This window comes from Streptomyces sp. NPDC052042 (assembly GCF_044548345.1).
GTDB lineage: Bacteria > Actinomycetota > Actinomycetes > Streptomycetales > Streptomycetaceae > Streptomyces.
The window spans coordinates 215,714-240,846 of sequence record NZ_JBIUBU010000003.1 but is presented as its reverse complement, the minus strand read 5'-3'; the positions used below and the strand labels follow the sequence as shown (position 1 = coordinate 240,846).

The following is a 25,133-nucleotide window of genomic DNA, read 5'->3' as shown; positions in this document are numbered from 1 at the left end:
GGGTCGCCCCACCCACCGATCAGCGCTCGGGCCCCGCCAAGTGTCGCAGGAAGTCGTCACGGCGCTCGACCGCCAGCTCCACCAGGAGTCCTGCCAGCGGGCCGGTGTCCTCCCAGTCCAGGGCGACGTGCTCCTCCAGTTGATAGCGCAGTTCCTTGCGGACCCGGTCCCTGGTGTCCGTCAGATGCACGATGTCCGGAGAGCGCACAAGACCGGCGATGTCGACGGTGAGGGCCCGTGCAGCCTTCTGCAGGTCCACACCCGGCGGAATCAGCGTGCCGTCACCCAACTCCTGTACGAGCAGCCCATGCACCGGCCGCTCGGTCAGCGGGTCGAGCCGGGTGCCGGTGGCACCGTCCTCCGCTTCGTCCGTCGTCATGTCGCCGATCAGCTGGGCGAGGTCGGCGGCGGCCTTCTCGAAGTCGTCCCGCATCTGCTGCACGATCTCGTCGAGCCGTCGACTGAACCGCGTGTAACGGGCCCGGTCGGAGCCGATCTCGGCCGTGATGCGGACCCGGATGGAACTCGACATGTACGAGACTCGGGCACGTGCGTCGCTGTTGGCGTTGACCCGTTCCATGAAGTCCGCGGCCGTGAGCTCGACGGGCGGAACCCGCTGCTCGATCTGCGTCACCTTCAGGTGTCGCGCCATCAGCTGCCGGATCTTCGCCCCGTATCGACGCGGGCTGAAGTCGTCGCGTCCGTCCAGGTAGCGGCGGCGGGCCAGATACTGGACCTCGCCGAGCAGACCGGCGAACGCCTCGTACCCCAATGCCTCCGGCCTCGGAAGCACGGCGTTCAGGGCGGTCAGGAACTCACGTGTGAGCTCGTCGAAATCGCCCCGCAACAGCGGGTCCTCAAGGGCGGCCAGCAGGTTCTCGCGCTGCTCCTCCACCGTGAGGGAGGTGACGCCCAGACCGTCCAGGAACTCGGCGATACGGGTGCGCAGGTCCGCCAGTAGCGCATCGGCCGCCGCGTCGGTCTGGAGCAGCAGCCGGTCCCGGACGGGCTGTTCGCCCGTGAAAGTCGCCTTGTCAAGATGGTCGACGGATGCGTCGTAGCCGTAGAGCTCGCGAAGATGTGCCCTTTCGTACTCCCCCAGCGACCGGGCGAGCTCCGGACCGATTCCCACGAAGTCGACCACCTGTCCCCATCGTTTCCCCGGGTACGGGCGATTGGTGCGGGCGACCGCCTGGAGCAGTCCCGCACCGGACAGTGCGCGGTCGAGGTAGAGGACCTGCTCGACGGGGGCGTCGAAGCCGGTGAGCAGCATCGACTGCACGACCAGGAAGGCGATGGGCGGCTCGCCGGGCTCTTCCTGTTCGCCGGCCGGGATGTCTGTCGTCGGGCCGTCCGGGTGCCAGACTTCTCCCGTCCCGCCGGGGGTACCCAGTCCGGATGCCGGCGAGCCATGGGTGGCCGCCTCCCACGAGGGATCGTCAGCGGCGGCGAGCGGGTCTCCGATGCCCTTCTGGAAGCGCTCGACGTAGGCGTCCTGCTGGGACTTCGAGGTCCAGCGCTTCCACTCCTTCGGGTCCTTGCGCCCGGTGCTCGAATCCACCTCGGAGATCACCACGGCGGCGTCGATGGACCTGAGCAGGTCCCGGTGCGCAACGAGGTCCAGCAGCTCCCGTTCCTCTCCTTCTGCCTCCGTGGCTGCGAACGGATCGTGCACCAGCTCCGGGTCGAGGGCGTCGATCCGTTCAACCAGGCGGTCGCGCGCCCTCAGAAGGGCGTCCCGGTAGCGGACGGCGGCGAGCCGTGACACGGCGGCGAGCTGGGCACCGAAACGGTCCGGCAGCGCATGCCGTGCCCAGTGCCTCAGCATGTGGTCGGCCTTCTCCTCGATCACCGAAGGCGCTTCGAGGACTTCCTTGCGGCGGGCGAACTTCACCAGCACCCGCTCGCGCTGCTCGGGGTCGGCGGGCACCTTCTCGTCGAACTTGGCGTCCAGCGCCGCCTTTTCGATCACTTCCAGCGGGACGCTGTACGCCTCGTACCGCACCGGAACCACGGCCCCGTCCCGCTCGGCGTCACGCAGGGTGTAGAGGTCTGCGAAGGGTCCGAAGATGTCCTCGGTGGTCTTGTGGAATTTGCTGAGGATCGGAGTTCCGGTGAAGCCGACCACCATCGCGTTCGGCAGCATGGCGCGCAGCCGCGCGTGCTGCCACCGGGCCTGTCCCCGGTGGGCCTCGTCGACCAGGAGGACGATCTCCGAGCTCGAGTTCTCGACGTGGTTGTGCAGATGCGCGTCGCCGTCGGGCTCGTCGGAAAGCTTCTCCTCCCGGCCGTCGTACGCCGTGTCGTCCCTGCGCGCCTTCTGCAAGGTGACGAGGACGAGGTCGGGCACGTCGACCGCGAGGTAGCTGCGTGCCTGCGCCACGCTGGACGCCCGGTGGATCTTCTGGTCGCTCGCGCCGAGGCTTCCCCGGATCTGCTTCTCCAGGTCGAGCCGGTCGGTCACCACGACGACCTTGTGGCCGTCGAGACCGGGTGTGCTGCGGAGATGACGCACAAGGAACGCCATGGTGAGGCTCTTCCCGGACCCCTGCGTGTGCCAGACGACCCCGCCCCGCTGGTCGACCGGCTCCCCCGCCTCGATCTTCCTGCGCCGTTCCAGCAGCCGCTGGGACAGCTTGTGAACCGCCTTGAACTGCGGATAGCGACCGACGATCTTGACGGTACGGGTACCACTACCGGCCTGGGTAGTGAAGTCCCGGACCAGGGACAACAGATGCGCCGGACGCAGCACCCCGGCGACCAGAACGTCCTGGTCGCTCAGAGGGGTGTCACCGGCCTTCCCGGTCTCCACACGCACCTGCTGCTCGGTGGCGGGCAGCGTGGTGCGCCAGGGCGCGAAGCGCAGCGAATCGGCGGTCACGGTGCCGAGTTCGGCGTGGTCCCGGTCGGTTCCGATCAGCACCTGGGCGAACCGGACGAACTCCGCGACGGGAGCCGGGGCGTCCACGCCCGCGTAGCCGATGACCTGTTCGACGGCCGCGTCCAGCGCCGCCCGCTGCTCGCGCCGGGCGTTGACCAGGGGCGCCTTGCACTCGATGACGGCCCATGGGAGGCCGTTGACGAACAGCACGACGTCCGGGGTGACGGGTTCGGCGTTCTTGCGCTCCACGCGGAACTGCGAGACGGCGAGGAAGTCGTTGCCGTGCTCGAACTCGCCGTCCCAGTCGACGAGCCTGATGTGCTCGGGATCGCCCTTGGTCCACCCGGGGACGGTACGGGAGTTGATGCCCTTGCGCAGGGTCCGCGTCACGTCCAGATTGCCCGCGACACCGCGCCCGGCGGGCCCGAACCCGGGCGCCGTGCCCTGCACGCGGGCGAGGAGATGGTCGAGCTGGGCGCCGGAGAGCCAGGGCTTGCCGTCGGGCCCCGGATTGATCCGGGCCACGGCATCCCGGAACCGTTGCGCGTAGACGACCTGCTCGAAGCCGCGCCGCTCAGAGGTGCCCGGGTCGGTGGCCGGCCCGTGCGGCGGGCCACCCTGGAGGTGCGTCCACCCCATGGCGGCCAACTGCGTGATCAGCGGCTTCTCGGTCTTCTCGTACTCCGGCTGACCCATCCCTGGTCTCCCCGCGCGCCCGTCATCGTACGACCCACCCGCACCCGTATGGGTGTACGCGGAACTCTACCGGTGGACAGGGATACGGGAGGGGCGGGAACCGGCGGGGGCCGGGGCAGAACGGCGTGACGGTCCGGCACGGAGGAGCGGTCAGATGGCGAGCGCCAGCTCGAACCAGATGGTCTTGCCGCCTGTGCCCAGTTCCCCTTCTCCTATGGCACAACCGCCCCACCGGTCGGCGACGAGTTCGAGGATCGCCATCCCCCGCCCGGCTTCGGCGTCCTGCCCGACGGCCGACACATATGGCTTGGGCAGGTCCGGGCTGTGGTCCCAGACGCTGATCCTGAGCACCGGATGCCGCCACTGGAGCCGTACGCCGGCGGGGCCTTGGGTGTGCCGCACGGAGTTGGCGGCCAGCTCGGACGCCAACAGCTCGGCCCGATAGCTGAGTTCGGTCAATTCGTGCGCACCGAGGATGGCCCGGAGGGTGGTACGGGCGATACGGGGTCCGCGCGGGTCGCGCGGGAAAGCGAGTTCGTAGCTCCAGGGGTCGGCGAACGGGATGGGAGCGGGATGGAGGTCATACGGGCTGCCGGGGGCGTGCGGGGTGGGGCGGTCGGTCCTCACGGGCACCTCCTGGGGTGCGTGCGAGCGGGTGGAAGTGGGCTTGCGCCATGGGTGGCTGTGACTGCCTCGCTGCGAGTGACGGTGGCAATGCCGGTCCGGGGCCTGCCTCCCGGGTGGGCAGGGTAGAGCGGTGCGCTTCCGCCCTCGCAGGTGTGGCACAGCTCATAAGCTAGAGCACTGCGACTCACATGTGACTAGAGATTCACGAATGAGTGAGTGTCAGGTTCGCGTTGGACCGCAGAACCTGAGCCCTGCAAGACTGGGCAGGCTTACGAGAGAGGATCCATGGCCCCACGGAGCACACTCACCAACCGTCAGCGCCGCTTGGCCGTCGAAGTCCGACGGATGCGTGAGCGGGCGGGCATATCGATCCAGGAAGCGGCTGCGCTGCTCGGATCGGACCGCACCATGATCTCCAACATCGAAGCAGGGCGCACAGGCCTCAGCGAGGACCGTATGCGGCAGATCGCCTGCTACTACGGGTGCGCGGACTCCGCGTTGGTCGATGCGCTCGCCGAGATGACAGGCGGCCGTCGCGTCCGACACTGGTGGGACGAGTACCGGGGCAAGCTCCCGGACGGACACCTGGACGTCTCCGAGATCGAGCACTTCGCCACCCGCATCCGCACAGCCCAGACAGTGCATCTGCCCGGTCTATTCCAGACCGAGGAGCACGCCCGAGCGATCTTCGATCTCTCCGTACCTCCGCTGCCGAGGCTGGAAGTCGAGCTGCGCGTGGCACACCGCATGAGCCGCCAGACCGTTGTCACCGGCGAGAGCCCGACTCCCTACCTCGGCATCATTCACGAGGCCGCGCTACGGCTGGAGTTCGGTGGACGCGAAGTCGCCCGTCGGCAACTCGCCTACCTGGCAGATGCATCCGAACTGCCGCATGTGACCTTGCGGGTCATCCCGTTCCGCGCAGGTGCCTTCCACGGTGCCGGTCAGTCGATCCTGTATACCGAAGGCCCGGTCGAACAGCTCGACACGGTCCAACTGGACACCTCGTTCGGCGGTCACTTCATTGATGCGCCGACGCCCCTGGGGAATTACCGTTCTCTACTCGATCTGATGGAAGGATCAGCCCTCCCACCCGATGAATCACGCGATCTCATCCGGTCAATCGCCCGCGAATTGTGAGAGGTTCCACCATGTCCGAACATGACTGGCAGCGCTCGTCTTTCTGCTCAGGCGGCGGCAACAACTGTGTCGAGGTTGCATCGTTGGCTGACGAAAGTGGTGTTGCGCTGCGCGAGAGCGAAAGCCCGGACATCGTTCTGACTGCCAGCCGAGACGCCGTTAGGGCGCTTCTACTCAGCGTCAAGGCTTGCGATGCCGGACAGGGCCGCCTGTGAGTGTCATGGCCTCGGTGCAGTCACCCTACCGGTGAGCAGATCCTCACAGGCTCCTCGCTGAATCGTACGCAATTTCGCGATCTGGTTCTCCACCGCCTGAGCACGGCGACGTGTCGCACGAATCGGCTCCAGAAGTCGTTCCTGCTCCGCGACCGGTGGAACAGGCACTGGCATCTGTTTCACCTGAGTCGAGTTGATCGAGGCGAGATTAGTTGTCTGCTTGCCCACGCGCTGGAAATACGCCCGACCTTGCGCTGACGACGTGTACAGGGCCAAGAAGTCCGACAGCACCCGATCGCCGCACCGCACCCGAAAAACATGGTTCTGGTGTAGGCACTCACCGATCCGACCGTCCCAGACAGCCCCTCGCCCCAACTTGTCGAGATCCCCACCCTCGGTAAGCAGCAGGTCGCCTTTCCTGAGAGCGTAACGCTCATACTGCGAGCAAAGAATGCGGACTGACTTAACATCAGCAGTGTCGATACGCCCATCAAGGACATTGGCCACGCGCAAGTAGGGAAACTCCACGGTTCCATCACCGGCGGGCTCGGACCCGAGAGTGACCCCGGCTGCCACAGTGGCTACCTCACTCAAGGCTGAAGCACGCCAGCCCGCTTCCTGACCTTGATTCAGCACGTCAGCACACAGCGCCTTCTCTGCGACTTCCAGCTTGCCAAGGATCTTCTCCAGGGTCCCGATGCGGCGCTCGAAGGTGGCGTGCACGGCGACGATGTGGCGCTGCTCATCCAGCGGGACGTCAGGTACCAGGAGGGCCCGGACGTCTGCCTGCGAAATGTTGTTCTGCCCAGTTCCACCATTCAGGAGACCGCCAATCTGGCGTCGAACACCCTGGGATGAAAGCAACAGCGCCAAGAAAGCAGGCGCCATTGACGCCTTGGGCACTACTCGTAGAGTCTTGTCCGAGAGCATGAGTTGGGTGCGCGTGGTCGATACGTAGCAGGCAACACCAACCAAAGATCGGACCCCGTTCGCGCGTGTCAGCAGAACGTCGCCGGGACGAACTTCCAGATCAGGACGCGACCCCATCCCTTCTGGAAGCCGCTTCGCTTCACCCTCGACGAATCGCCCCGAGGAAACAGAGCTGACCTTCAGCACGCCCCACTCATCAGCCGCAGGCGGGACGGCGTCGCACGAGGGACTCCACCCCGACTCAATTCTGTTCAGCAGCGAACCGAGGGGCACTGAAGGATAGGAACGCTCCAGGCCGGAAAGCCTAGCTTTACCGCGCATAACCCAGCTCCTCCAGCCACTTCCCCAGCTCCCCTGCCGCCGCGTCGCTCTCCGCCTCCAGGTCCTCCAGCGACACCGCGTACTTCTCCATCCAGTTCCGGAACACCGCCACCAGCTCGCGCCGCCGCGCCGCCATCGCCGAGTCCAGGCGGCCGGACAGGTCGCCGTCCAGCACCTCCAGCACCACCCGCTCCGGGCCGTCCTCCTTCGCCAGTTCCACATCCCGCGCAGCACGCAGCTGCGGCAGGAAGGTGTCGTCCAGCGCCTTCCGCTTCTTCCTGGCCGCCGCCAGGTCCTTCTTACGGGCCGTAGCAGCGCGGGACAGCGCGGCGATCTCCTCCGGCGAGGCCGCGGAGGTGCCCTCTTCCGATTCCGCGCCCTCCTCCGCCTCCGCGCCCTCCGCGTCCTCGTCCCCGTCCTCCGGCTCCGGACCCCGCGCCTCGGCCAGGGCCTCCAGCGCGGCCTTGTACGCGGCGTCGGCGTTGCCGACCGCCGCGTCCGCCGTCGCCACCGCGTCCAGGAACTCCGGGATCAACACGCGCACGACCGGCTGGTCCATCGCGCGGCGGCGGTCGTCCGCCGTGACCTTCGTCTTTCGGCCGGTCGTCTCGCCGTCGGGCACCACCGGCTCGACGATTGCCTCGACCGAGTCGACCCAGCCGGTCAGTACCCGCTCGAACCCGCCCGCCGCCAGCGCCTTCATGTCGTAGCGGTTGGTCGACCACCAGTCGGCGATGATGCCGGCCGTGGTGAACTCGTCGATCACCCCGACCTCGCCGACATCCTTCTTGAACGAGTCCAGGAGCCCGCTCCGCAGCTTCATCAGCGCGCCGTCCGCCGCCAGCCCGGCGAAGAGCGGGGCGTGTGCCGTCCACCACGTGGCGTACACCTCACACAGCTCCGACTCCTTCTCCATCGCCAGCCGCGGGATGCGCGCCGCCGTCGCGTCGGGCCCCTCCGGCAGGAAGTCGTAGTAGTCCGGGTCGTCGTCCCGTACGGCGAACAGCTCCTTCGCATCCACGCCGAACGCCCCGAACAGCTCGGCCCGGTCCGTGACCTCGGTCACCGGTACGCCGCCGTACAGGTGTGCCCGTACGTCCTGGGGCTCGGCGGGCGGTGAGTTGTCCACCCAGCGGCGGATGTTGAGGTTGGCCTCGGCGGCCAGCAGGTCCTCGACCTCGACCTCCCGGGAGTACCGGGGGATCTCGCGCCACTGCTCGTACGTGGTGACGATCTTCTCGACATGCTCCGGGCGGAGCTCGTTCTGATTGCGGCCCGCAGTGAAGTCCCGGTCGGCGTTGATGAACAGGACCTTGTTCGCCCGCTTCGGGCGCTTGCGGTGGGGACGGCGGAGCACCAGCACGCAGGCCGGGATGCCCGTGCCATAGAACAGGTTCGGGCCGAGGCCGATCACCGCCTCGATGCAGTCGTCGTTGAGCAACTGCTCGCGGATGTCACGCTCCTTGCCGCCCCGGAACAGCACGCCGTGCGGCATGACGATGGCCGCGACACCCCGCTCCTCCAGCACGGCCACCATGTGCTGGACGAACATGAGGTCGGCCTTCTTGCCACCCTCCGGCGCCCAGTGCTTCATCCGCGCCCCGTGGTCCTTGTCCGCCTTGGCGACCAGTGCGGCGTCGTAGTTCAGGGAGAACGGCGGATTCGAGAGGACCTTGGTGAACTGGCGCAGGCGCTTGGTACCAGGCTGGAAGTGCAGCGGCTCGGTGAGGGTGTCACCGTGCTGGAGATCGAACTCCCGGATGCCGTGCAGCACCATGTTCATGCTGGCCATGGACCAGGAGGGGCCGTTCTTGTCCTGGCCGTTGACCGAGAGTTCCGTCGGATCGCCGCCGTGCTCCTCCACGGCTCACGGGCCGCGATCAGCATGCCGCCGGAGCCGGCGCACGGGTCGTAGACCGACTCCATGGGCTGCGGATCGACAAGCTGGACCATCATCCGTACGACGGCGCGCGGGGTGTAGAACTCCCCGCCCTTCTGGCCTGCCGAGTCGGCGAACTTACCGAGCAGGTACTCGTAGGCCGCCCCCAGCATGTCGGGGAACTCGAAGTCCTCGTTGCGCAGCCGGTAGAGCGTGAAGTGACGGATGAGCTGGGCGAGTTCGGCATCGGTGAAGCGCGGCTTGGTGCCGATCGTCTCGTTGAACGTGATGTGCGTGGTGACACCGGCGAGACGGTCGTTCCCCTCGCCGAGCGCCACCATCGCCTGGTCGAGCCGCTCGCCGACCCTGCTGGTCAGGGTCTGGATGCCGGGTGCGGGGTTCTCCGGGTTCTCCGGATCGTGGTGGGGGCCCTTCCACCAGCGCGCCCGGGGCGGCACATAGAAGACCTGGGTGTACGAGTCCTTGTCGTTGGCCCGCTTCAGCGCCTTGGTCTCGTCCCGCGTGCGCTCCTCGGCCTCCCGGTACACCCGCTCCCATTCCGGCTGGAACTCGTCCGAGGCGCGCTTCAGGAACAGCATCCCGAAGATGTAGTCGCGGTACTCGGAGGCGTCCATCCGCCCACGCAGGATGTCGGCGGCCGAATACAGGTGCCGTTCGAGCTCGGGCAGGGTGATTCTGGCCACGCGCCATTCCTTCGTACGTACGGTGTGGGGATCGGGATACTACGAAATTTTAGGTGCCCCAGGAGTTCCAGGAAGCCTGTCGGTAGCTCTCGGCTGGATCGTCCACGATGCCGAGGCGCATGAGCAGCCTCCAGACGTCGGTGGAGGGGTCGCGGTCGAGGACCGGGCAGTCGGTGGCATGGCCCGAGCGGGCGGCCCAGGCCTCGGTGGACGCGGGCGCATCACCGGGGTCGACGCGCTTGTGCTTGGAGCGGTTCGCCTTGCAGGAACCGTGCTCGCATTGTCCGACAAGGCTTCTGGCGTGGTCGACGGCCTTCTGTTCCTGGTCTTCCAACGCCTTGCGGCGGCCGTCCTTGACGCTCTTGTCGTTCCTCCTGTCGAAGTTCCGGAAGGCCGGGTCCGCCTGCCGCAAAGCCCTCACGACATCTTCGCTGCTGCCGCTCCGCCGACCGCCGAAAGCCTGGAAGTGCAGCAGCAGCCACAGGTCGAACGAGGGGTGCGAGAAGCAGACCTCGGTCTTCTTCTCCGCCGCCAGATCCAGCGCTTCAGGAATGTCGTGGTGCTGGTCACGGTCGAAGAGGGCCCATGCCTCGTCCTCCTGCGCCCTTTTCTGGACAGTGGCAACGACTCTGGACGGCGTCAGTCCGTTCTTTTCGTACACCGGCTGGATACGGAACGGCTGCTTGCCCGTACGGCTGCCGTCCCCGAAACGCTCGTTGAGGTAGTTGAGGTAGTCCGGCTCCGTCGACTCGCCCTCACAGCCGACATAGACAACCCGTTGCGCCCGGCTGTCGGCGAGCGGCGGCGGTGTGGGCGCCACCAAGGGCTTCTCGTCGCCCTTCCGGCTCTTGCGCTTCCGCCGCGGCTGCTCGTCCGCCCGCCCCCGGCCGCCGTGCTGCTGTCCCTGCTGCTGCCCACCCCACGTGCTCACGCTGTCGCCTTCTCCTCCTGCCAGGACAGTTCGCGGGCGATCTCCCCCGCGCTGACTCGGGGCACGCCGCCGTAACGGCCACGCAGGTAGCCGCGCTCCAGGTTCTCGCCGTCCTTCGGATGGGCGGCAGTCACGGGATAGAGCTCGGTCGCACCCGATCTTCCCTTGGTCGTGATCCACACCTGGTCACGGCCGAGCGGGCGGTCCAGCACCTCGCTGCCGAGCAGGGTCGCGTCGTGCGTCGTGAAGATCAGCTGGGCGTTGCGCGGGTTGGCCTTCGGATCCTGGAAGATCCGTACGACTTCCGCCGCCAGCGTCGGGTGCAGGCTGGAGTCCAGCTCGTCCACGAGGAGCACCGCGCCCTTGTCGAGCACCATGAGCATCGGTCCGAGGAAGGCGAACCAGGCGTGCGTGCCGAATGACTCCTCGGTGAGGAAGTCCAGCGGGGCATCGTTCCCGTCCGCCATGCGGTGGCGCAGTCTCACCTCACCGGTTTCCGGGTCGACGTCCATGCCGGTGACGCCGAGATCGGCGGCTGCCAGCAAGTGCATGACACGCTCGCGGTAACCGCTCTCCGAGTTCGGTTCGATGAGGTCCTGGGTCCATCTGGTCCGGTGCTCGACGTCAGCGCCGGGCGTCACCAGCCACAGGTTGTCCAGGAACCAGCGATGCAACGCGGCCAGTTGGGGGTCATTGAGTGTGGCGCCGGTGGAGAGGAACAGGGCATTCGGGCGGGTGAGCGCCACCAGGTCGTCGCGGCGGCCCTTGAACCCTCCGTCCTCGAAGATGAACTCCCCGCCCTCCGCCTCGGAGCGCCCCGCTTCCCGGTCGAACCAGATCTCGCGCTTCCCCTGGGGGTAGGCGTGCAGCCATTCCGCCTCGACACGCTCGTCCGAGAGCTCGAAGCCGTACGTGAACCGGGTCCGGCTGCGTCCGAGGGTGAGATCCACCTCGTAGAGGCTGGTCTCCTTCGCGCAGGACGGGTCGAGCTTGAACGGTTTCCTGGGCACGCCCGGCGTCTTCGCCCAGTCGGCGAACGAGGTACGCACGGCTGCGCGCATGTCGCGCAGCGCGCTGAGCAGGTTGCTCTTGCCCGCCGCGTTGGCCCCGAAGACCCCCAGTACCGGCAGCGCCGACACCTCGCGTCCTTCGTGGCTCAGCCCGGTCGCACGGGCGCGGCTCTCACCGGATTCCGAGCCGATCAGCGACAGCTCGCACTCATCACGGATGGAGCGATGGTTGGCCACCCGGAAACGCAGCAGCACCCTCGGCCTCCCGACAGGACGGGGAGGCTGGCCCCGTCGTACGTACACCACCTGCGGACGATCCGCAGGTGCAGCCTATGACGTCGGCCCCGGCCGTGCCAGTGCCGAACCTCAGCTCGCGGCGGCCCTCTCGCGCCGGACCGTCGTCGCGATGGTCGCGGAGCCGACGACGCGGGTGCCGTCGTAGAGGACGACGGCCTGGCCGGGGGCCACGCCGCGGACCGGTTCGGTGAAGGTGACGTGCAGGGTGCCGTCGACGAGCTCCGCCGTGACCTCGGTCTCGCCGCCGTGGGCGCGGAGCTGGGCGGTGTAGGTGCCGGGGCCGGACGGCGCGGTGCCGCACCAGCGGGGCCTGATGGCGGTGAGGGCCATGACGTCGAGGGCCTGGGCCGGGCCGACCGTGACCGTGTTGTTCACCGGGGAGATGTCCAGTACGTAGCGCGGCTTGCCGTCGGGGGCGGGGTGGCCGATGCGCAGGCCCTTGCGCTGGCCGATGGTGAAGCCGTACGCGCCCTCGTGGGTGCCGACCTTCGTGCCCGACTCGTCCACGATGTCGCCCTCGGCCGTGCCGAGCCGGCTGGCCAGGAAGCCCTGGGTGTCGCCGTCCGCGATGAAGCAGATGTCGTGGCTGTCGGGCTTCTTGGCGACGGCCAGGCCCCGGCGCTCGGCCTCGGCGCGGATCTCGTCCTTGGTGGTGAGGGTGTCGCCGAGCGGGAACATCGCGTGGGCGAGCTGCTTCTCGTCGAGGACCCCGAGGACGTACGACTGGTCCTTGGCCATGTCGGAGGCGCGGTGGAGTTCGCGGCTGCCGTCCTCGTTCAGGACGACGGTGGCGTAGTGGCCCGTGCACACGGCGTCGAAGCCGAGGGCCAGAGCCTTGTCGAGCAGCGCGGCGAATTTGATCTTCTCGTTGCAGCGCAGGCAGGGGTTGGGGGTACGCCCGGCCTCGTACTCGGCGATGAAGTCGTCCACGACGTCCTCGCGGAAGCGTTCCGCCAGGTCCCAGACGTAGAACGGGATGCCGATGACGTCCGCGGCACGGCGGGCGTCTCGGGAGTCCTCGATCGTGCAGCAGCCGCGCGCCCCGGTGCGGAAGGACTGCGGGTTCGCGGAGAGCGCGAGGTGCACGCCGGTCACGTCGTGGCCCGCCTCGACGGCGCGCGCGGCGGCGACGGCGGAGTCGACACCGCCCGACATGGCGGCGAGCACGCGAAGGGGACGCTGGGAAATCTGAGTCATAGCCCCACCAGGGTACGGCGCCCCGGGAACGGAACGCTCGCGGATACGCGTTGGGGATCACATGGGTACGTCGAAGAGCGCGGCGGGGTCCGGGCGCGGGATCAGCCGGCGCGGACTGCTGATCGGCGCCGCCACGGCCACGGCGGCGGGCACGGCCGTGCTGGCGCGGGACAAGCTGGAACGGGCCTGGTGGCGGCTGCCCGGGGTGGACAAGCCGCGGACACCGGGCGAGGTGGACTACGCGCGGGCCCGGTGGATATCGGCGTCCGAGGCGAACTGGCGCCGGGCCGACCGCCCCGCGGACTACGCGGTCGACCGGATCGTCATCCATGTCACCGAGGGCAGTTACCGGAGCGCGGTGCAGGTCTTCCAGGACCCCGGCCACGGCGCGGCGGCCCACTACGTGGTGCGCCGGGACGGACATGTGACGCAGATGATCCGTGAGCTGGACGTGGCGTTCCACGCGGGGAACCGGTCGTACAACGAGCGGAGCGTCGGCATCGAGCACGAGGGGTTCGTGGACCGGCCGCGGGATTTCACCGCCGCGATGTACGGAGGTTCCGCCCGGCTGGCAGCGGAGATCTGCGAGCGGTACGGGATACCGGTCGACCGTGAGCACATCGTCGGACATGTGGAGGTGCCGGGCGCGAACCACACCGATCCCGGGCCGCACTGGGACTGGGACCGGTATCTGGAGCTGGTCCGGGCGGCCCGGAAGGCGGGTGGGCGAGCAGACGCCTCGCGGGGCTGAACGCCCGCGCCCGCGTGCGCGGTTGTCCGCGCGGCGCACCCCGCCGTGCGCGCGCTCCATGGGACCGGACCCCGCCGCGCGCAGGCGGGTGTTCGCCCGGCCGAAGCCGCCGAAGCCGCCGAAGCCGCCGTACCCGCGCGTTCGCCGGGTCCGTGCATCCGCGGTGTGCGCCGGTACGGGGTGTGCGCCGGGCCCGCTCAGCTGAGTCCCGCCGTGCGCGCCCGCGCGACCGCCGGTCCGATGGCGCGGGCCACCTCGTCCACGTCCTGCTTGGTGGACGTGTGGCCGAACGAGAAGCGCAGCGTGCCCCGGGCCAGGTCCGGATCGGTCCCGGTGGCCAGCAGGACGTGACTGGGCTGGGCGATGCCCGCGGTGCACGCGGAGCCGGTGGAGCATTCGATGCCCTGGGCGTCCAGCAGCAGGAGCAGGGAGTCGCCCTCGCAGCCGGGGAAGGTGAAGTGGGCGTTGGCCGGGAGCCGGCCGCCCGGCACCGGGTCGCCGCCGAGTACGGCGTCGGGCACGGCCGCCCGCACCGCCGCGACGAGGTCGTCACGGAGCCCGCCGATCTCGCGGGCGAACTCCTCGCGGCCGTCGGCGGCCAGGCGTCCGGCGAGCGCGAAGGCGGCGATGGCGGAGGTGTCGAGGGTGCCCGAGCGAACGTGCCGTTCCTGGCCGCCTCCGTGCAGCACGGGTACGGGGGTGTACTCGCGGCCGAGCAGCAGGGCGCCGATGCCGAACGGACCGCCGATCTTGTGCGCGCTGACCGTCATGGCGGCCAGCCCGGACCGGGCGAAGTCGACGTCCAGCTGCCCGAACGCCTGCACCGCGTCGGCATGCATCGGTACGGCGAACTCGCGGGCCACCTCGGCTAGTTCGCGTACCGGCATGATCGTGCCGATCTCGTTGTTGGCCCACATCACGGTGATCAGGGCGACGTCGTCGGGGTCGCGGAGGATCGCCTCCCGCAGCGCGTCGGCGTGGACCCGGCCGTGGTGGTCGACGGGCAGGTACTCGACGTTCGCGCCCTCGTGCTCGGCGAGCCAGTCGACGGCGTCCAGCACCGCGTGGTGCTCGACCGGGCTGGCCAGCACCCTGGTGCGCCGGGGATCGGCGTCGCGGCGGGCCCAGTACAGGCCCTTCACCGCGAGGTTGTCGGACTCGGTGCCGCCGGAGGTGAAGACCACTTCGCTGGGGCGTGCGCCGAGGGCGTCGGCGAGGGTCTCCCTCGACTCCTCGACGGTACGGCGGGCCCGGCGCCCCGCGGCGTGCAGCGAGGACGCGTTACCGGTGACGGCGAGCTGGGCGGTCATCGCGGCGATTGCTTCGGGGAACATCGGCGTGGTCGCGGCGTGGTCGAGGTAAGCCATGGTGGGGACGATTCTACGAGCCCGCCCGCCCCCGCGCGGCGGGGCGTACGCACGGCGCACCGCTGCCCGGGCTCCGCGCACCGGTCGGGCCGCCGGCCGCTCGCCCTGGTCACGGGCCGCCCCGGCCGTGCCACCGGACGCGCGCCCTTCGGCCCGGTACGGCACGGGGGCCCATCGGGTCGCACCCGCACGGCCCGCGTGCACCGGCTGCGGGTGTCGCGCGGGCGTCGGCGGACCAGGCCTGCCCCGGAGGTCCGAGGGTCAGCCCGAGAAGTTCCAGGATCGGCAGACTGCACTGGCTGGACGACGCGGCCGGCGGGCGACGCGGGCCTCCCGACGCGCCCAGGCGCCCCGGGGCGTCAGCCGCGCGGCGCCCGGGCCAGCTGACGGGACTGGGCGACCAGGCGGTCCGCGCTGTCCCAGACGTCCGCGTCCTCCTCCAGGAAGCCGCCCGCGAGGTTGCGCGTGGTGATGGAGACCCGGAGCGGGCCGGGGGCCGGGCGGCAGCGGACGTGTGCGGTGAGTTCCACGGTCGGCGTCCAGCCCTTGAGGCCGAGCTCGAACGCGGTGGGCGGCAGCGCGTCGACGGTGAGCAGGAGGGAGAGCGGGTCGGGGTCGCGACCGTCCGCGAGGCCGAACCAGCCGCGCATCTCGCCCTTCCCGGAGGGGGCTCCGATCGCCCAGCCGACCGTCGCCGGGTCGAGCTTGATGTCGATCCGTTCGGCGATGGCGGAGCTGCCGGGAATCGGGGCCGGGCCGTCGCCGGGACCGAGGCAGTGCTCCCGCGGCGGGATGGCCGGGGGCTTCGCCGAGGTGCGCACCTCGGCGCTCAGTGCGTCCAGGTCGCCGTAGGTGGCGAGGACGCGGATGCGTTCGACCTCGGTGCCGTCCTCCGCGTACTGGAAGAGGGACGCCTGCCCGGTCGAGAGGGTGCGGCCGGTGCGGACCGTCTGCGTCCGGATCACCGCGGGGCCCGGCACGGACGCGGTCAGATAATGCGCGGAGATCGAGAAGGGGTCCGAGTGGGGCAGGGCGTCGCCGAGCGCACGGCCGAGCATGGCCAGCAGATAGCCTCCGTTGACCGCGTGGATGATCGTCCATCCGGCGGAGAGCTCGGCGTCATAGACGCCTTCCTCGCGAAGGGTGACGGCGGTGTCCCGGTCGAACTCGCTGTTTCCGACGGTCGCGGTCGCCTGGGCGGTTCGTACCGCTTGTTCTGCTGCCTGTGCCATGCGATGCACCGTACACCGATAACATTACTGAGCGGTAGCTTTTTGGCTTGGGAAGATGCGGGCCCGGGAACGGCCGGGAGCCCCGTCACATGACCGCGGAGCCTTCCTCGGCCGTCGACGACTTCCGGTTGAACGCGCGCGGGGCCCGCCAGTGGTAGCGCATCGCGAGCAGCCGCAGCGCGAACGCGGTGATCACCGCGGCACCACTGGTGAGCGCGTTGAGCGCCCCGAAGCGGATGCACAGCACGATCATCGCGGCACCGACGATCGCGGGCACCGCGTACAGGTCGCGGTCCCAGCGCAGCAGCGAGGGCACCTCGTTGGCCAGGACGTCGCGCAGTACGCCGCCGCCGACCGCGGTGGCCAGCCCGAGCGCCGCCGACGCGGTCAGGCCGAGGCCGTACCCGTACGCCTTGACCGTGCCGGTGACACAGAACAGCCCGAGCCCCGCCGCGTCGAAGACGTTGACCGCCACCTGGATCCGCTCCACGTGCGGATGCAGGAAGAACACCAGCACGGCGGCGAGCAGCGGGGTGGTGAAGTAGCCGAGATCCGTGAACGCTGCGGGGGGTACGGCGCCGATGACGATGTCACGGAACAGCCCTCCGCCCAGCGCGGTCACCTCGGCGAGCACCGCGATGCCGAAGACATCGAAGTTCTTGCGTACGGCGAGCAGAGCGCCGGAGATCGCGAAGACGAAGATCCCGGCGATGTCGAGCGCGTGCTGGACGGAGGGCGTGAACAGTTCGTTGAGCACCGGGCAATTGTGCCGGTACTACTTCTTCGGGGTGTCCTCCGGCGTATCGGACGTTTCCTCGGAACCGGTATCCGACGACGACCCCCCAGCCGGAGAGGCAGCGGACGACGCCTCCGCGGAGTCCGCCGCCGAGCCCTGGGCCGACGGCTCCGCGCGGTCCTCGGCCGGCGACTGCGCCGAGGGCTCCTCCGCCTCGCCGTCCTCGGTCTCCGCCTTCCGGACCGAGACGATCTCGACCGCCTCGCGCGCCTCCTGGGTCACCGTCTCCCCCGGCACCTGGTCCGGCGCGTTCTCCGGGTGGTGGCAGGCCACCTGGTGGCCGGTCCTCAGCGCGACCAGCGGCGGCTCCTGGGTCCGGCAGGTCTCCGTCGCCTTCCAGCACCGGGTGTGGAAGCGGCAGCCGCTGGGCGGCGAGATCGGCGAGGGTACGTCGCCCTTCAGCAGGATGCGCTCGCTCTTGGCCGACCGGCGCTTCGGGTCCGGGATCGGGACCGCCGACAGCAGCGCCTTGGTGTACGGGTGCATCGGCGCCTTGTAGAGCGAGTCGCGGTCGGCCAGCTCCACGATCTTGCCGAGGTACATCACCGCGATCCGGTCGGAGACATGCCGGACGACCGAGAGGTCGTGGGCGATGATCACGTACGTCAGGCCCAGTTCGGCCTGGAGGTCGTCGAGCAGGTTCACCACCTGCGCCTGGATGGAGACGTCCAGCGCCGACACCGGCTCGTCCGCCACCACGAGCTTGGGCTTGAGGGCGAGCGCACGGGCGATCCCGATGCGCTGGCGCTGGCCGCCGGAGAACTCGTGCGGGTAGCGGTTGTAGTGCTCGGGGTTGAGGCCCACGACCTCCAGCAGCCGCTGCACCTCCTTCTTCACGCCGCCCTCGGGCGTGACGCCCTGCAGCTTGAAGGGGGCGCCCACGATCGTGCCGATCGTGTGCCGGGGGTTCAGCGACGAGTACGGGTCCTGGAAGATCATCTGCATGTCCCGGCGCATCGGGCGCATGGCGCCGACACCGAGGTGCGTGATGTCCCGGCCCTCGAACTCGATCTTCCCCGCGGTGGGTTCGAGCAGCCGGGTGATCAGCCGCCCCATCGTCGACTTGCCGCAGCCGGACTCACCGACGACGCCCAGGGTCTCGCCCGCGTGCACCTCGAAGTCGAGCCCGTCGACCGCCTTCACGGCGCCGACAGTGCGCTGCAGCATCCCCTTCTTGATCGGGAAGTGCTTCTGCAGACCGGTCGTCCTCAGCAGCACCTCGCGGGAGGCGGAGCCCTTCTGGGCCGGTGCCCCGTTCCCGGCGGTCCGCTGCCCGGGAACCTCCGTGTCCCTGCCCGCGTTCGCCATGCCCTTGTCCTCGCTCGCCACGGCCTTGTCCTCGCTCACAGCTTGGGCGCAATCTCTTCGGTCCAGATCCGCTCCCGCTGCTCCTGCGACATGTGGCAGGCCGCCCAGTGCCGGCTGCCGACCTCCCGCAGCTCGGGCCGTACGGTGCGGGTCACGTCACCCTCGGGCACGTCCGCGTACGGGCAGCGCGGGTTGAAGGCGCAGCCCGACGGGATGTTGATGAGCGACGGCGGGGAGCCCTTGACCGGGGTGAGCCGGTCGGTCTGATCGCGGTCCAGGCGCGGCATCGAGCCCAACAGCCCCCAGGTGTAGGGGTGCCGGGGTTCGTAGAACACCTTCTCGGCCGGTCCGCGCTCGACGCAGCGCCCGCCATACATCACGAGGAGGTCGTCGGCGAGCTCGGCCACCACGCCCAGGTCGTGGGTGATGACGATGACCGCGGAGCCGAACTCGTTCTGCAGATCACGGATCAGGTCGAGGATCTGCGCCTGGACGGTGACGTCCAGCGCGGTCGTCGGCTCGTCGGCGATCAGCAGTTCGGGGTTGTTGACCAGCGACATCGCGATCATCGCGCGCTGGCGCATCCCACCGGAGAACTCGTGCGGGTAGCTGTCGACGCGCTTGTCGGGCTGTGGGATGCCGACCCGGTCGAGCATCTCGATCGCGCGCCTGCGGGCGGTCTTCCTGTCCACGTCGTGGTGGACCCGGTACGCCTCCACGATCTGCTTGCCGATCGTGTAGTACGGGTGCAGCGCGGACAGCGGATCCTGGAAGATCATGGCCATGTTGCGACCGCGCAGCCTGCGGACCTCGTCGGGGTCGGCGGTCAGCAGTTCCTTGCCGTCCAGCCAGATCTCGCCCGAGAGGCGAGCCTTGCGCTTGCCGTACTGACCGGCGGTGTGCAGGCCCATGATCCCCAGTGAGGTGACGGACTTGCCGGAGCCGGACTCGCCCACGATGCCGAGGGTCTTGCCCTTCTCCAGCGTGAAACTGAGCCCGTCCACGGACTTGACGAGACCGTCGTCCGTCGGGAAGTGCACCTTCAGGTCGCGTACGTCCAGGAAGGCGGTGGGTGCGGGCGAGTCCGCGACGGGTTCGCCCGCCACGGCACCGCTCTTGTGCAGTTCGGTCATCCCAGCCTCACTCGCGGGTCGATGACGGCGTACAGAATGTCGACGACGAGGTTGGCGACGGCGATGGCGAGCGCCGCGAACAGGGTGACGCCGAGGATCACGGGCAGGTCCTTGTCGCTGATGGCCTGGACGGCCGCGAGCCCGAGACCGGGGAGGTTGAACGTGGACTCGGTCAGGACCGCGCCACCGAGGAGCACGCCGATGTCGAGGCCGAAGACGGTGAGGATCGGCGTCATCGCGGAACGCAGGGCGTGCCGGGTGATGACGGTGCCCTCCCCCAGGCCCTTGGCGCGGGCGGTGCGGATGTAGTCCTCGCCCAGCACGTCGAGCATGGTGGCCCGGGTGAGCCGGGCGTACATCGCGGCGTTCAGGAACGCCAGCACGATCCACGGCAGGATCAGGCTCTGGAACCAGACGCCGATGCCGTCGTCCGTGGAGAGGTTGTCGGCGATGCGCACCCATCCGAGGGTGTGCACGAACAGGCCCATCGCGACCATGCCGGTGAAGAAGATCGGCAGGGAGACACCGCCGAGGGCGGTGGTCATCGCGGCCCGGTCCCAGATGGTGCCGCGCTTCAGCGCGGACACGACACCGGTGGCGACGCCTCCGAGGAGCCACAGGACGCAGGCGCCCGCGGCGAGCGCGCCGGTGACGGGCAGGGCGTCCTTGAGGGTGGTCCAGACCGGCACCTCGGTGCGGAAGGAGTACCCGAAGCAGGGGGCGGCGCAGTGGGTGACGTCGTCACCGTTGGCGTAGTCGCGCCCCAGCGGGATGCCCTTGATGAAGTCCCAGAACTGGACGAGGAGGGGCTCGTCGAGCCCCAGTTTGATCCGGATGCCCGCGAGCTGCTCGGCACCGGTGGCCTTGCCGGCGAAGAGGACTGCGACGTCCTGACCCGCCCACTTGGGCAGCATGAAGAAGATGGTGAAGGTCGCGAGCAGTACGACGAGCACCATGATGACGACGGCGAACAGGCGCCGGATGAGATAAGCAAGCACTGTGCGCGGCCCGGCGGTGGCCGGGATCCCTCGTGGGGTTCCCGGCCATCGCCCCGGCCATCACCTGCCCTTCGGACTGGCGGGTTTCGGCGGCGGTGGAGCGGTGGGCGGCCGACGGATCGGCCGCCGCTGCTGTCGCCGGCGGCTGCTGATGCCGCCGGCGACGGCGACTACTTGACGACGCCGAGCGAGACGTAGTCGTAACGGCCGTTGTAGGCGTCGGACATGTAGACGTTCGTCAGCCGCTTGCCACGCCAGGTGATGTTCTTCTCGTAGATGAAGGGCATCCAGTCGGCCTGGTCGAGGATCCGCTTGTCGATCTGCCCGTAGATCTCACCGGCCTTGTCGGCGTCGGTCTCCGCGATCGCCTGGTCGAAGAGCTTGTCGATCTGCGGGTCCTCGAGCTGCGACTCGTTGTAGTTGCCGGTCTCCGAGAGGAAGCGGCTGTCCCACAGCGGCTGGCCGAAGCCCTGGCCGGACGGGAAGTCCGGGCCCCAGCCGCTCATCGTCATGCCGTAGCCGCGCTGCTTCACCACCGACGGCGAACCGCTGATGCTGGCCGCCTCGGCACCGTTGATCGGATCGACCGCGACCTTGATGCCGACCTTGGCGAGCTGCGCCTGGAGCGCCTCGGCGGTGTCGACCTCGCCCGGGTTGTTGTTGCGGGCGGTGAGCTTGGTGGCGAAGCCGTCCGGCTTTCCGCACTGCTTCAGCTCGTCCTTGGCCTTGGCCAGGTCCGGCTTGCCCTTGCGGGCGAGGACGCCGTACGGGTCGTAGTCGCTGTGGCCCTTGATGGAAGCCGGGAGGGCGCTGTTGGCGATCGCGCCACCGGCGACATCACCGCCGCGGACCTGCTGGAGGGCGGCGAAGTCCGTGGCGTAGAAGACGGCCTTGCGGCAGTGGACGTCGTCGAACGGCTTCGCGGCGTGGACCAGCGCGACGTAGCGGACGAACGACGTCTGCATGTTGTCGACGCTGTCCTTGTGCTTCTGGATGGCGGTGACGCGGCCGGACTGGGTCATGCCGGTGCCGTTGAGGTCGACGTCGTAGTCGCCGTCCATCAGCTTCTTGTCGTTCTCCTCCAGGTTGGCGGAGATCGTCACGGTGATCTTGTCCGGGAGCGCGGCGCGCACCGGGTCCGAGGACTTCTGCCACTTGTCGTTGCGGACGAGCACGATGCTCTTGTTCGGCTTGTACGACTCGAACTTGTACGGGCCGGAGGAGAACGGCCGCTGGGTGTACTTGGCCTTGGTGTCCTCGGACGCCTTCACCGGCGACCCGGACGGCATGGCCAGGAACTGCTCGAAGTCACCGTTGGGCTTGGGCAGTTTGAAGACGATGGTGTTGTCGTCGGGTGTCTCGATCGCCTTCAGGCCGAGCTTGTCCGGGGACGAGTCCTTGTACGGGCCCTTGTACTCGCCCTTCGGGTCCAGCGTCTGCATCAGGTACTGCGGGCCACCGGTGATGGTGTCCGTCGCCCAGATGCGCTCGATGCCGTACTTGACGTCCTTGGAGGTCAGCTTGGAGCCGTCCTCCCAGGTCAGGCCGTCACGCAGCTTGTAGGTGTAGGTCTTGCCGTCGTCCGAGATCTCGGCGGGGCCGGTGGCCAGGTCGCCGACCAGCTTGGTCGAGGCGACACCCGGCTTGGTGTCGTACGTGACCAGCTGGCGGGTGTAGAAGCGCATGAAGTCCCAGGCCATGCCGTAGTAGGCACGCTGCGGGTCGGCCGAGTCCAGGTCCTGCTTGCCGACCATCTTCAGCGTTCCGCCCGTTTTGGTGGACGGATTGGCGACCTTGTTGAACGCCGCGTTGAAGCCCGCGCCCTTCGCGCTGCCGCCGTCGCCGTCGCTGTCACCGCCGCCGCCGCAGGCCGTAGTGGTCATCAGCGCCGCGACCACGAGGGCGGCACCAGCGGTGAGCCGTCGTTTCGTAGAAACCGTGGACATATTCTCGCAACCTCCGAGATCGCGGTTCCAGGCTGTTGCTTGCCGGAGAACCATGGGAGAAGCCACCTGACGATGCGGCAGGGGCAAGTCGTGGGTCATCGGGTCCCCTTGGGGTCCAGGGCGTCACGCAGCCCGTCCCCGAAGAGGTTGAAGGCCAGTACGGTGATGAAGATCGTCACGCCGGGGAAGACCATGAACATCGGGTCGTGCTCGTAGGTCTCCAGGGCGTCGCGCAGCATTCCTCCCCAGGAGGCCGTGGGCGGCCGGACACCGGCGCCGAGGAAGCTGAGGGCCGCTTCGGTGAGGATGTTGGTGGGGATCATGAGCGTCGCGTAGACCGTGATCGGCGCCACCAGGTTCGGCAGCAGTTCGCGGAAGAGGATGTGGCCTCGCCCGCCGCCCAGGCTCCTCGCGGCCTCCACGTACTCGCGTTCGCGCAGCGAGAGGGTCTGCCCTCGGACGATGCGTCCCACGTACGGCCAGCCGAAGAAGCCGATGACGGCGACGAGTACCGCGATGCGCACCCCACTGCCGGTGAGGCCGAGCAGGTCGTCGGGGAGGACCGAGACGAGGGAGATGATGAAGAGCAGCTGCGGGAAGGAGAGCAGCACGTCCATGACCCGGCTGATCAGCGCGTCGATCCAGCCGCCGAAGTAACCGGCGACGATCCCGAAGAGGGTGCCGAGCGCCACGGCGACCAGGGCCGCCAGGAAGGCCACGAGCAGCGAGATCCGGGCACCGTAGACGATCCGGCTGAAGACGTCGCGTCCCTTGTTGGGCTCGACTCCGAAGAGGAAGTCGCTGCTGATACCGCCGAGGGGGCCGGCGGGCAGGTTGGTCAGCGGGTCGAGCTTGTCCTGGTGGAAGTCGTTCGGCGGGTGCCCCAGCAGGGAGACGATCAACGGTGCGAAGATCGCCACCGCGATCAGGAAGAGGACGACGATGCCACCCGTCAGAGCGACCTTGTCCCGCTTGAGGCGGTTCCAGGCGATCTGCTTGAGGGACCGGCCCTCGACCTTCCTCGCCCCGGAGTCGGCCGCGGGCCCGCCGGTCGCGTTCGGATCCGTTTCCGTGGTCGGCTCATGCAATGGTGCCGTCATCGTGGCAAGGACCCCTCTCAACCGGCGGTGGCCGGGCCGAACTGGCCGCTGTGGCGGCACGGATCAGTCAAGTCGTACGCGGAGCGGCAAGACGCCCTTGCTGCGGGAGTCTTCATCGCCGCCGCGCGGGCTAGCCATACCGACAGGCGAATGGATGCCTAACCGTGATGCGGGCCGGGGTGATCCGTTATCCGGACGGGCATGAACGCCCGTCGAACACCGGTCAGTTGCGGTTCAACGGGATGACTGCCCCCATAGCCCCCACTTTCACCATCAGACGGCCCCTGAACGAACATGTCCGATATCCGCAGTGCGCATCACACGTTCCGGTCATCCTGGCCGGACGGCTGTGTTACGGATGTGGCGGGTGTGGTCAACTCGCGGCCGATCACGGGTACTTGAGACTGCCGAAGCCACCCTGGCGCCGACGGAACGGGGCCGGTCCAGGAGCCGGGGACCGGGCGAGGAGCCGGGGACCGGGCGAGGAGCCGGGGACCGGGCGAGGAGCCGGGGACCGGGCGAGGAGCCGGGTCTGGGCGAGGAGCCGGGTCTGGGCGAGGAGCCGGGTCTGGGCGAGGAGCCGGGTCTGGGCGAGGAGTCGGGGTCGGCGGCCGTACGCCTCCGCGGCGACGGTCCGCGTCGGCCGCGCGGGGCCCGGCTTCGAGGACCAGGGCGTGGACGCGCGGGTGCGTGTACGCGAGCGGAGGCCCGGCGTTCCGAAGGTCGAAGGGCCGTGGGTGTGCGCACGCGCGCGAAGGCTCGGTGAGCGCCCGCTCGAAGGCCGCCGCGCGGTTCGCGGTACGCCGTACGTCCCGCGGAGGACCGGTGTCAGTACGCGCCCCGCGGCGGCGGATAGCCGTAGCCGGCCGCCGGAGCGTGGGCCTCGCGGTCGTAGAAGGGACGGGAGTTGGCGCGCAGCCACATCGCGACCGGGTCGTACTCGTCGGACATCGCGACGGTGGAGACGGGCAGCCCCTCCGGGACCGCGGCGACCGACTGCCGCATCATCGCGCGCACCACCTCGACGGACGGCGGGCTGATGTCGTACAGATCGAGGCCGATGGCGAGGTACGGCGTGCCGAGCGCGGGCTGCACCCAGGCGCGGCGCAGCGAGCGGACCGCGGGGGTGTGATGGGCGTTCTGCGCGAGCAGGGCGTAGAACTGCGGGATCTCGATCGCCGGTTCGGTGAGCCGGAGCGGGCCGGCGGGCATCCGGTCGAGGCCGGTCGCGATCCGGCGCAGATCCAGCCAGGGGACGCCGACGCCGCCGCCCGGGGCGTGCGGGTTGAGCCAGATGCCCCAGCGGTCGGGAAACAGGGCGCGGGCGATGTCGAGGCCGGTGACCACCTCATGCGCCCGGGCCCAGCCGCTGGCCGAAAGCTCCTGGGCGGAGGTCACGCAGGGGGCGTACCCGAGGCCGTCGATCTCCATGTTCCCGTACTGGGCGTCGGGCGAACCGGCCTGCCCGTTCCAGAGAAGCATCCAGATCCGGCCGCTCGCGAGCGCCTGGAGCAGCGCCTCGTACGCGTCGTAGCGCCCGGGCATCACTTGGCGCAGCATGTGCTCGACCTGCCCGGCCGCCGCGGTGCCTGACGCACTCACCTGGTCCCGCCCCTCTTCGATCCACTGTGCCGACCCGTCGCTCCCGGGGTACACGGGTGCGGCACGATGACC

Annotated in this window: 18 protein-coding genes and 1 pseudogene; 3 read left to right on the top strand and 16 right to left on the bottom strand. The window is 69.2% G+C overall.

Annotated features, from left to right (window positions below):
• Nucleotides 1-19: 19 nt before the first annotated feature.
• Complete coding sequence (locus ACIHCL_RS08450) at nucleotides 20-3,577, bottom strand: type I restriction endonuclease subunit R (protein WP_399858490.1); 3,558 nt, start codon at nucleotides 3,575-3,577, stop codon at nucleotides 20-22.
• A 150-nt stretch (nucleotides 3,578-3,727) separates the two neighbouring features.
• Nucleotides 3,728-4,204 carry an ATP-binding protein gene (locus ACIHCL_RS08445; RefSeq protein WP_399858488.1) on the bottom strand — a complete coding sequence of 159 codons (477 nt, stop codon included), beginning with the start codon at nucleotides 4,202-4,204 and terminating at the stop codon, nucleotides 3,728-3,730.
• 285 nt (nucleotides 4,205-4,489) lie between these two features.
• On the opposite strand from ACIHCL_RS08445, the gene ACIHCL_RS08440 reads away from it, so the two are divergent.
• Both ACIHCL_RS08440 and ACIHCL_RS08435 read left to right on the top strand, forming a co-directional pair.
• Nucleotides 4,490-5,344: a helix-turn-helix domain-containing protein gene (locus ACIHCL_RS08440; RefSeq protein WP_399858486.1), complete on the top strand. Its 855-nt coding sequence runs from the start codon at nucleotides 4,490-4,492 to the stop codon at nucleotides 5,342-5,344.
• Nucleotides 5,345-5,355: 11 nt separating this feature from the next.
• Nucleotides 5,356-5,559, top strand: coding sequence for a DUF397 domain-containing protein (locus tag ACIHCL_RS08435; protein ID WP_399858484.1), 204 nt, complete (start codon nucleotides 5,356-5,358; stop codon nucleotides 5,557-5,559).
• Between the two features lie 3 nt (nucleotides 5,560-5,562).
• Here ACIHCL_RS08435 and ACIHCL_RS08430 read toward each other — a convergent pair whose 3' ends face one another.
• From ACIHCL_RS08430 to mnmA, 5 genes and pseudogenes are all read right to left on the bottom strand, one after another.
• Entirely contained in the window at nucleotides 5,563-6,675 is a 1,113-nt protein-coding gene (locus ACIHCL_RS08430) for a restriction endonuclease subunit S (RefSeq protein WP_399858482.1), read from the bottom strand.
• 124 nt (nucleotides 6,676-6,799) lie between these two features.
• Nucleotides 6,800-9,324, bottom strand: a pseudogene (locus tag ACIHCL_RS08425) (N-6 DNA methylase).
• Nucleotides 9,325-9,442: 118 nt separating this feature from the next.
• Nucleotides 9,443-10,324 (bottom strand): RloB family protein, encoded by an 882-nt coding sequence (locus ACIHCL_RS08420; RefSeq protein WP_399858480.1) that lies wholly within the window; start codon nucleotides 10,322-10,324, stop codon nucleotides 9,443-9,445.
• Entirely contained in the window at nucleotides 10,321-11,589 is a 1,269-nt protein-coding gene (locus ACIHCL_RS08415; RefSeq protein WP_399858477.1) for an ATP/GTP-binding protein, read from the bottom strand. Before ACIHCL_RS08415 ends, ACIHCL_RS08420 begins: the two co-directional genes overlap by 4 nt.
• 111 nt (nucleotides 11,590-11,700) lie before the next feature.
• Nucleotides 11,701-12,828 carry a tRNA 2-thiouridine(34) synthase MnmA gene (gene mnmA / locus ACIHCL_RS08410; RefSeq protein ID WP_399858475.1) on the bottom strand — a complete coding sequence of 376 codons (1,128 nt, stop codon included), beginning with the start codon at nucleotides 12,826-12,828 and terminating at the stop codon, nucleotides 11,701-11,703.
• Between the two features lie 61 nt (nucleotides 12,829-12,889).
• Here mnmA and ACIHCL_RS08405 point away from each other — a divergent pair, with 61 nt between their 5' ends.
• Nucleotides 12,890-13,579 (top strand): N-acetylmuramoyl-L-alanine amidase, encoded by a 690-nt coding sequence (locus tag ACIHCL_RS08405; protein ID WP_399858473.1) that lies wholly within the window; start codon nucleotides 12,890-12,892, stop codon nucleotides 13,577-13,579.
• A gap of 197 nt (nucleotides 13,580-13,776) precedes the next feature.
• Here the strand turns inward: ACIHCL_RS08405 and ACIHCL_RS08400 are convergent, their stop codons facing one another.
• The 9 genes from ACIHCL_RS08400 to ACIHCL_RS08360 all read right to left on the bottom strand — a co-directional run bounded on the left by ACIHCL_RS08400 (nucleotide 13,777) and on the right by ACIHCL_RS08360 (nucleotide 25,061).
• On the bottom strand, nucleotides 13,777-14,946 hold the full coding sequence (locus tag ACIHCL_RS08400; protein WP_399858471.1) for a cysteine desulfurase family protein: 1,170 nt from the start codon (nucleotides 14,944-14,946) through the stop codon (nucleotides 13,777-13,779).
• A 359-nt stretch (nucleotides 14,947-15,305) separates the two neighbouring features.
• Nucleotides 15,306-16,178, bottom strand: coding sequence for a thioesterase family protein (locus ACIHCL_RS08395; protein WP_399858469.1), 873 nt, complete (start codon nucleotides 16,176-16,178; stop codon nucleotides 15,306-15,308).
• A gap of 85 nt (nucleotides 16,179-16,263) precedes the next feature.
• Nucleotides 16,264-16,935: a trimeric intracellular cation channel family protein gene (locus tag ACIHCL_RS08390; RefSeq protein WP_399858467.1), complete on the bottom strand. Its 672-nt coding sequence runs from the start codon at nucleotides 16,933-16,935 to the stop codon at nucleotides 16,264-16,266.
• A gap of 18 nt (nucleotides 16,936-16,953) precedes the next feature.
• Nucleotides 16,954-18,282 (bottom strand): ABC transporter ATP-binding protein, encoded by a 1,329-nt coding sequence (locus ACIHCL_RS08385; RefSeq protein ID WP_399858968.1) that lies wholly within the window; start codon nucleotides 18,280-18,282, stop codon nucleotides 16,954-16,956.
• A 35-nt stretch (nucleotides 18,283-18,317) separates the two neighbouring features.
• On the bottom strand, nucleotides 18,318-19,415 hold the full coding sequence (locus ACIHCL_RS08380) for an ABC transporter ATP-binding protein (protein WP_399858464.1): 1,098 nt from the start codon (nucleotides 19,413-19,415) through the stop codon (nucleotides 18,318-18,320).
• The gene (locus ACIHCL_RS08375; RefSeq protein ID WP_399858461.1) at nucleotides 19,412-20,413 is read right to left on the bottom strand and encodes an ABC transporter permease; all 1,002 of its coding nucleotides are present in this window, start codon (nucleotides 20,411-20,413) and stop codon (nucleotides 19,412-19,414) included. The genes ACIHCL_RS08380 and ACIHCL_RS08375 overlap by 4 nt, the downstream gene beginning before the upstream one ends.
• Nucleotides 20,414-20,583: 170 nt before the next feature.
• On the bottom strand, nucleotides 20,584-22,359 hold the full coding sequence (locus ACIHCL_RS08370) for an ABC transporter substrate-binding protein (protein ID WP_399858458.1): 1,776 nt from the start codon (nucleotides 22,357-22,359) through the stop codon (nucleotides 20,584-20,586).
• Between the two features lie 95 nt (nucleotides 22,360-22,454).
• Complete coding sequence (locus ACIHCL_RS08365; protein ID WP_399858457.1) at nucleotides 22,455-23,459, bottom strand: ABC transporter permease; 1,005 nt, start codon at nucleotides 23,457-23,459, stop codon at nucleotides 22,455-22,457.
• An 828-nt stretch (nucleotides 23,460-24,287) separates the two neighbouring features.
• Nucleotides 24,288-25,061: an enhanced serine sensitivity protein SseB C-terminal domain-containing protein gene (locus ACIHCL_RS08360; protein WP_399858455.1), complete on the bottom strand. Its 774-nt coding sequence runs from the start codon at nucleotides 25,059-25,061 to the stop codon at nucleotides 24,288-24,290.
• Nucleotides 25,062-25,133: the final 72 nt, after the last annotated feature.

Coding starts and splice junctions, on each gene's coding strand:
- ACIHCL_RS08450 (WP_399858490.1), bottom strand. CDS start 3,577: ATGGGTCAGCCGGAGTACGAGAAGACCGAGAAGCCGCTGATCACGCAG.
- ACIHCL_RS08440 (WP_399858486.1), top strand. CDS start 4,490: ATGGCCCCACGGAGCACACTCACCAACCGTCAGCGCCGCTTGGCCGTC.
- ACIHCL_RS08435 (WP_399858484.1), top strand. CDS start 5,356: ATGTCCGAACATGACTGGCAGCGCTCGTCTTTCTGCTCAGGCGGCGGC.
- mnmA (WP_399858475.1), bottom strand. CDS start 12,828: ATGACTCAGATTTCCCAGCGTCCCCTTCGCGTGCTCGCCGCCATGTCG.
- ACIHCL_RS08405 (WP_399858473.1), top strand. CDS start 12,890: ATGGGTACGTCGAAGAGCGCGGCGGGGTCCGGGCGCGGGATCAGCCGG.
- ACIHCL_RS08400 (WP_399858471.1), bottom strand. CDS start 14,946: ATGGCTTACCTCGACCACGCCGCGACCACGCCGATGTTCCCCGAAGCA.
- ACIHCL_RS08395 (WP_399858469.1), bottom strand. CDS start 16,178: ATGGCACAGGCAGCAGAACAAGCGGTACGAACCGCCCAGGCGACCGCG.
- ACIHCL_RS08385 (WP_399858968.1), bottom strand. CDS start 18,282: ATGGCGAACGCGGGCAGGGACACGGAGGTTCCCGGGCAGCGGACCGCC.
- ACIHCL_RS08380 (WP_399858464.1), bottom strand. CDS start 19,415: ATGACCGAACTGCACAAGAGCGGTGCCGTGGCGGGCGAACCCGTCGCG.
- ACIHCL_RS08370 (WP_399858458.1), bottom strand. CDS start 22,359: ATGTCCACGGTTTCTACGAAACGACGGCTCACCGCTGGTGCCGCCCTC.
- ACIHCL_RS08365 (WP_399858457.1), bottom strand. CDS start 23,459: ATGACGGCACCATTGCATGAGCCGACCACGGAAACGGATCCGAACGCG.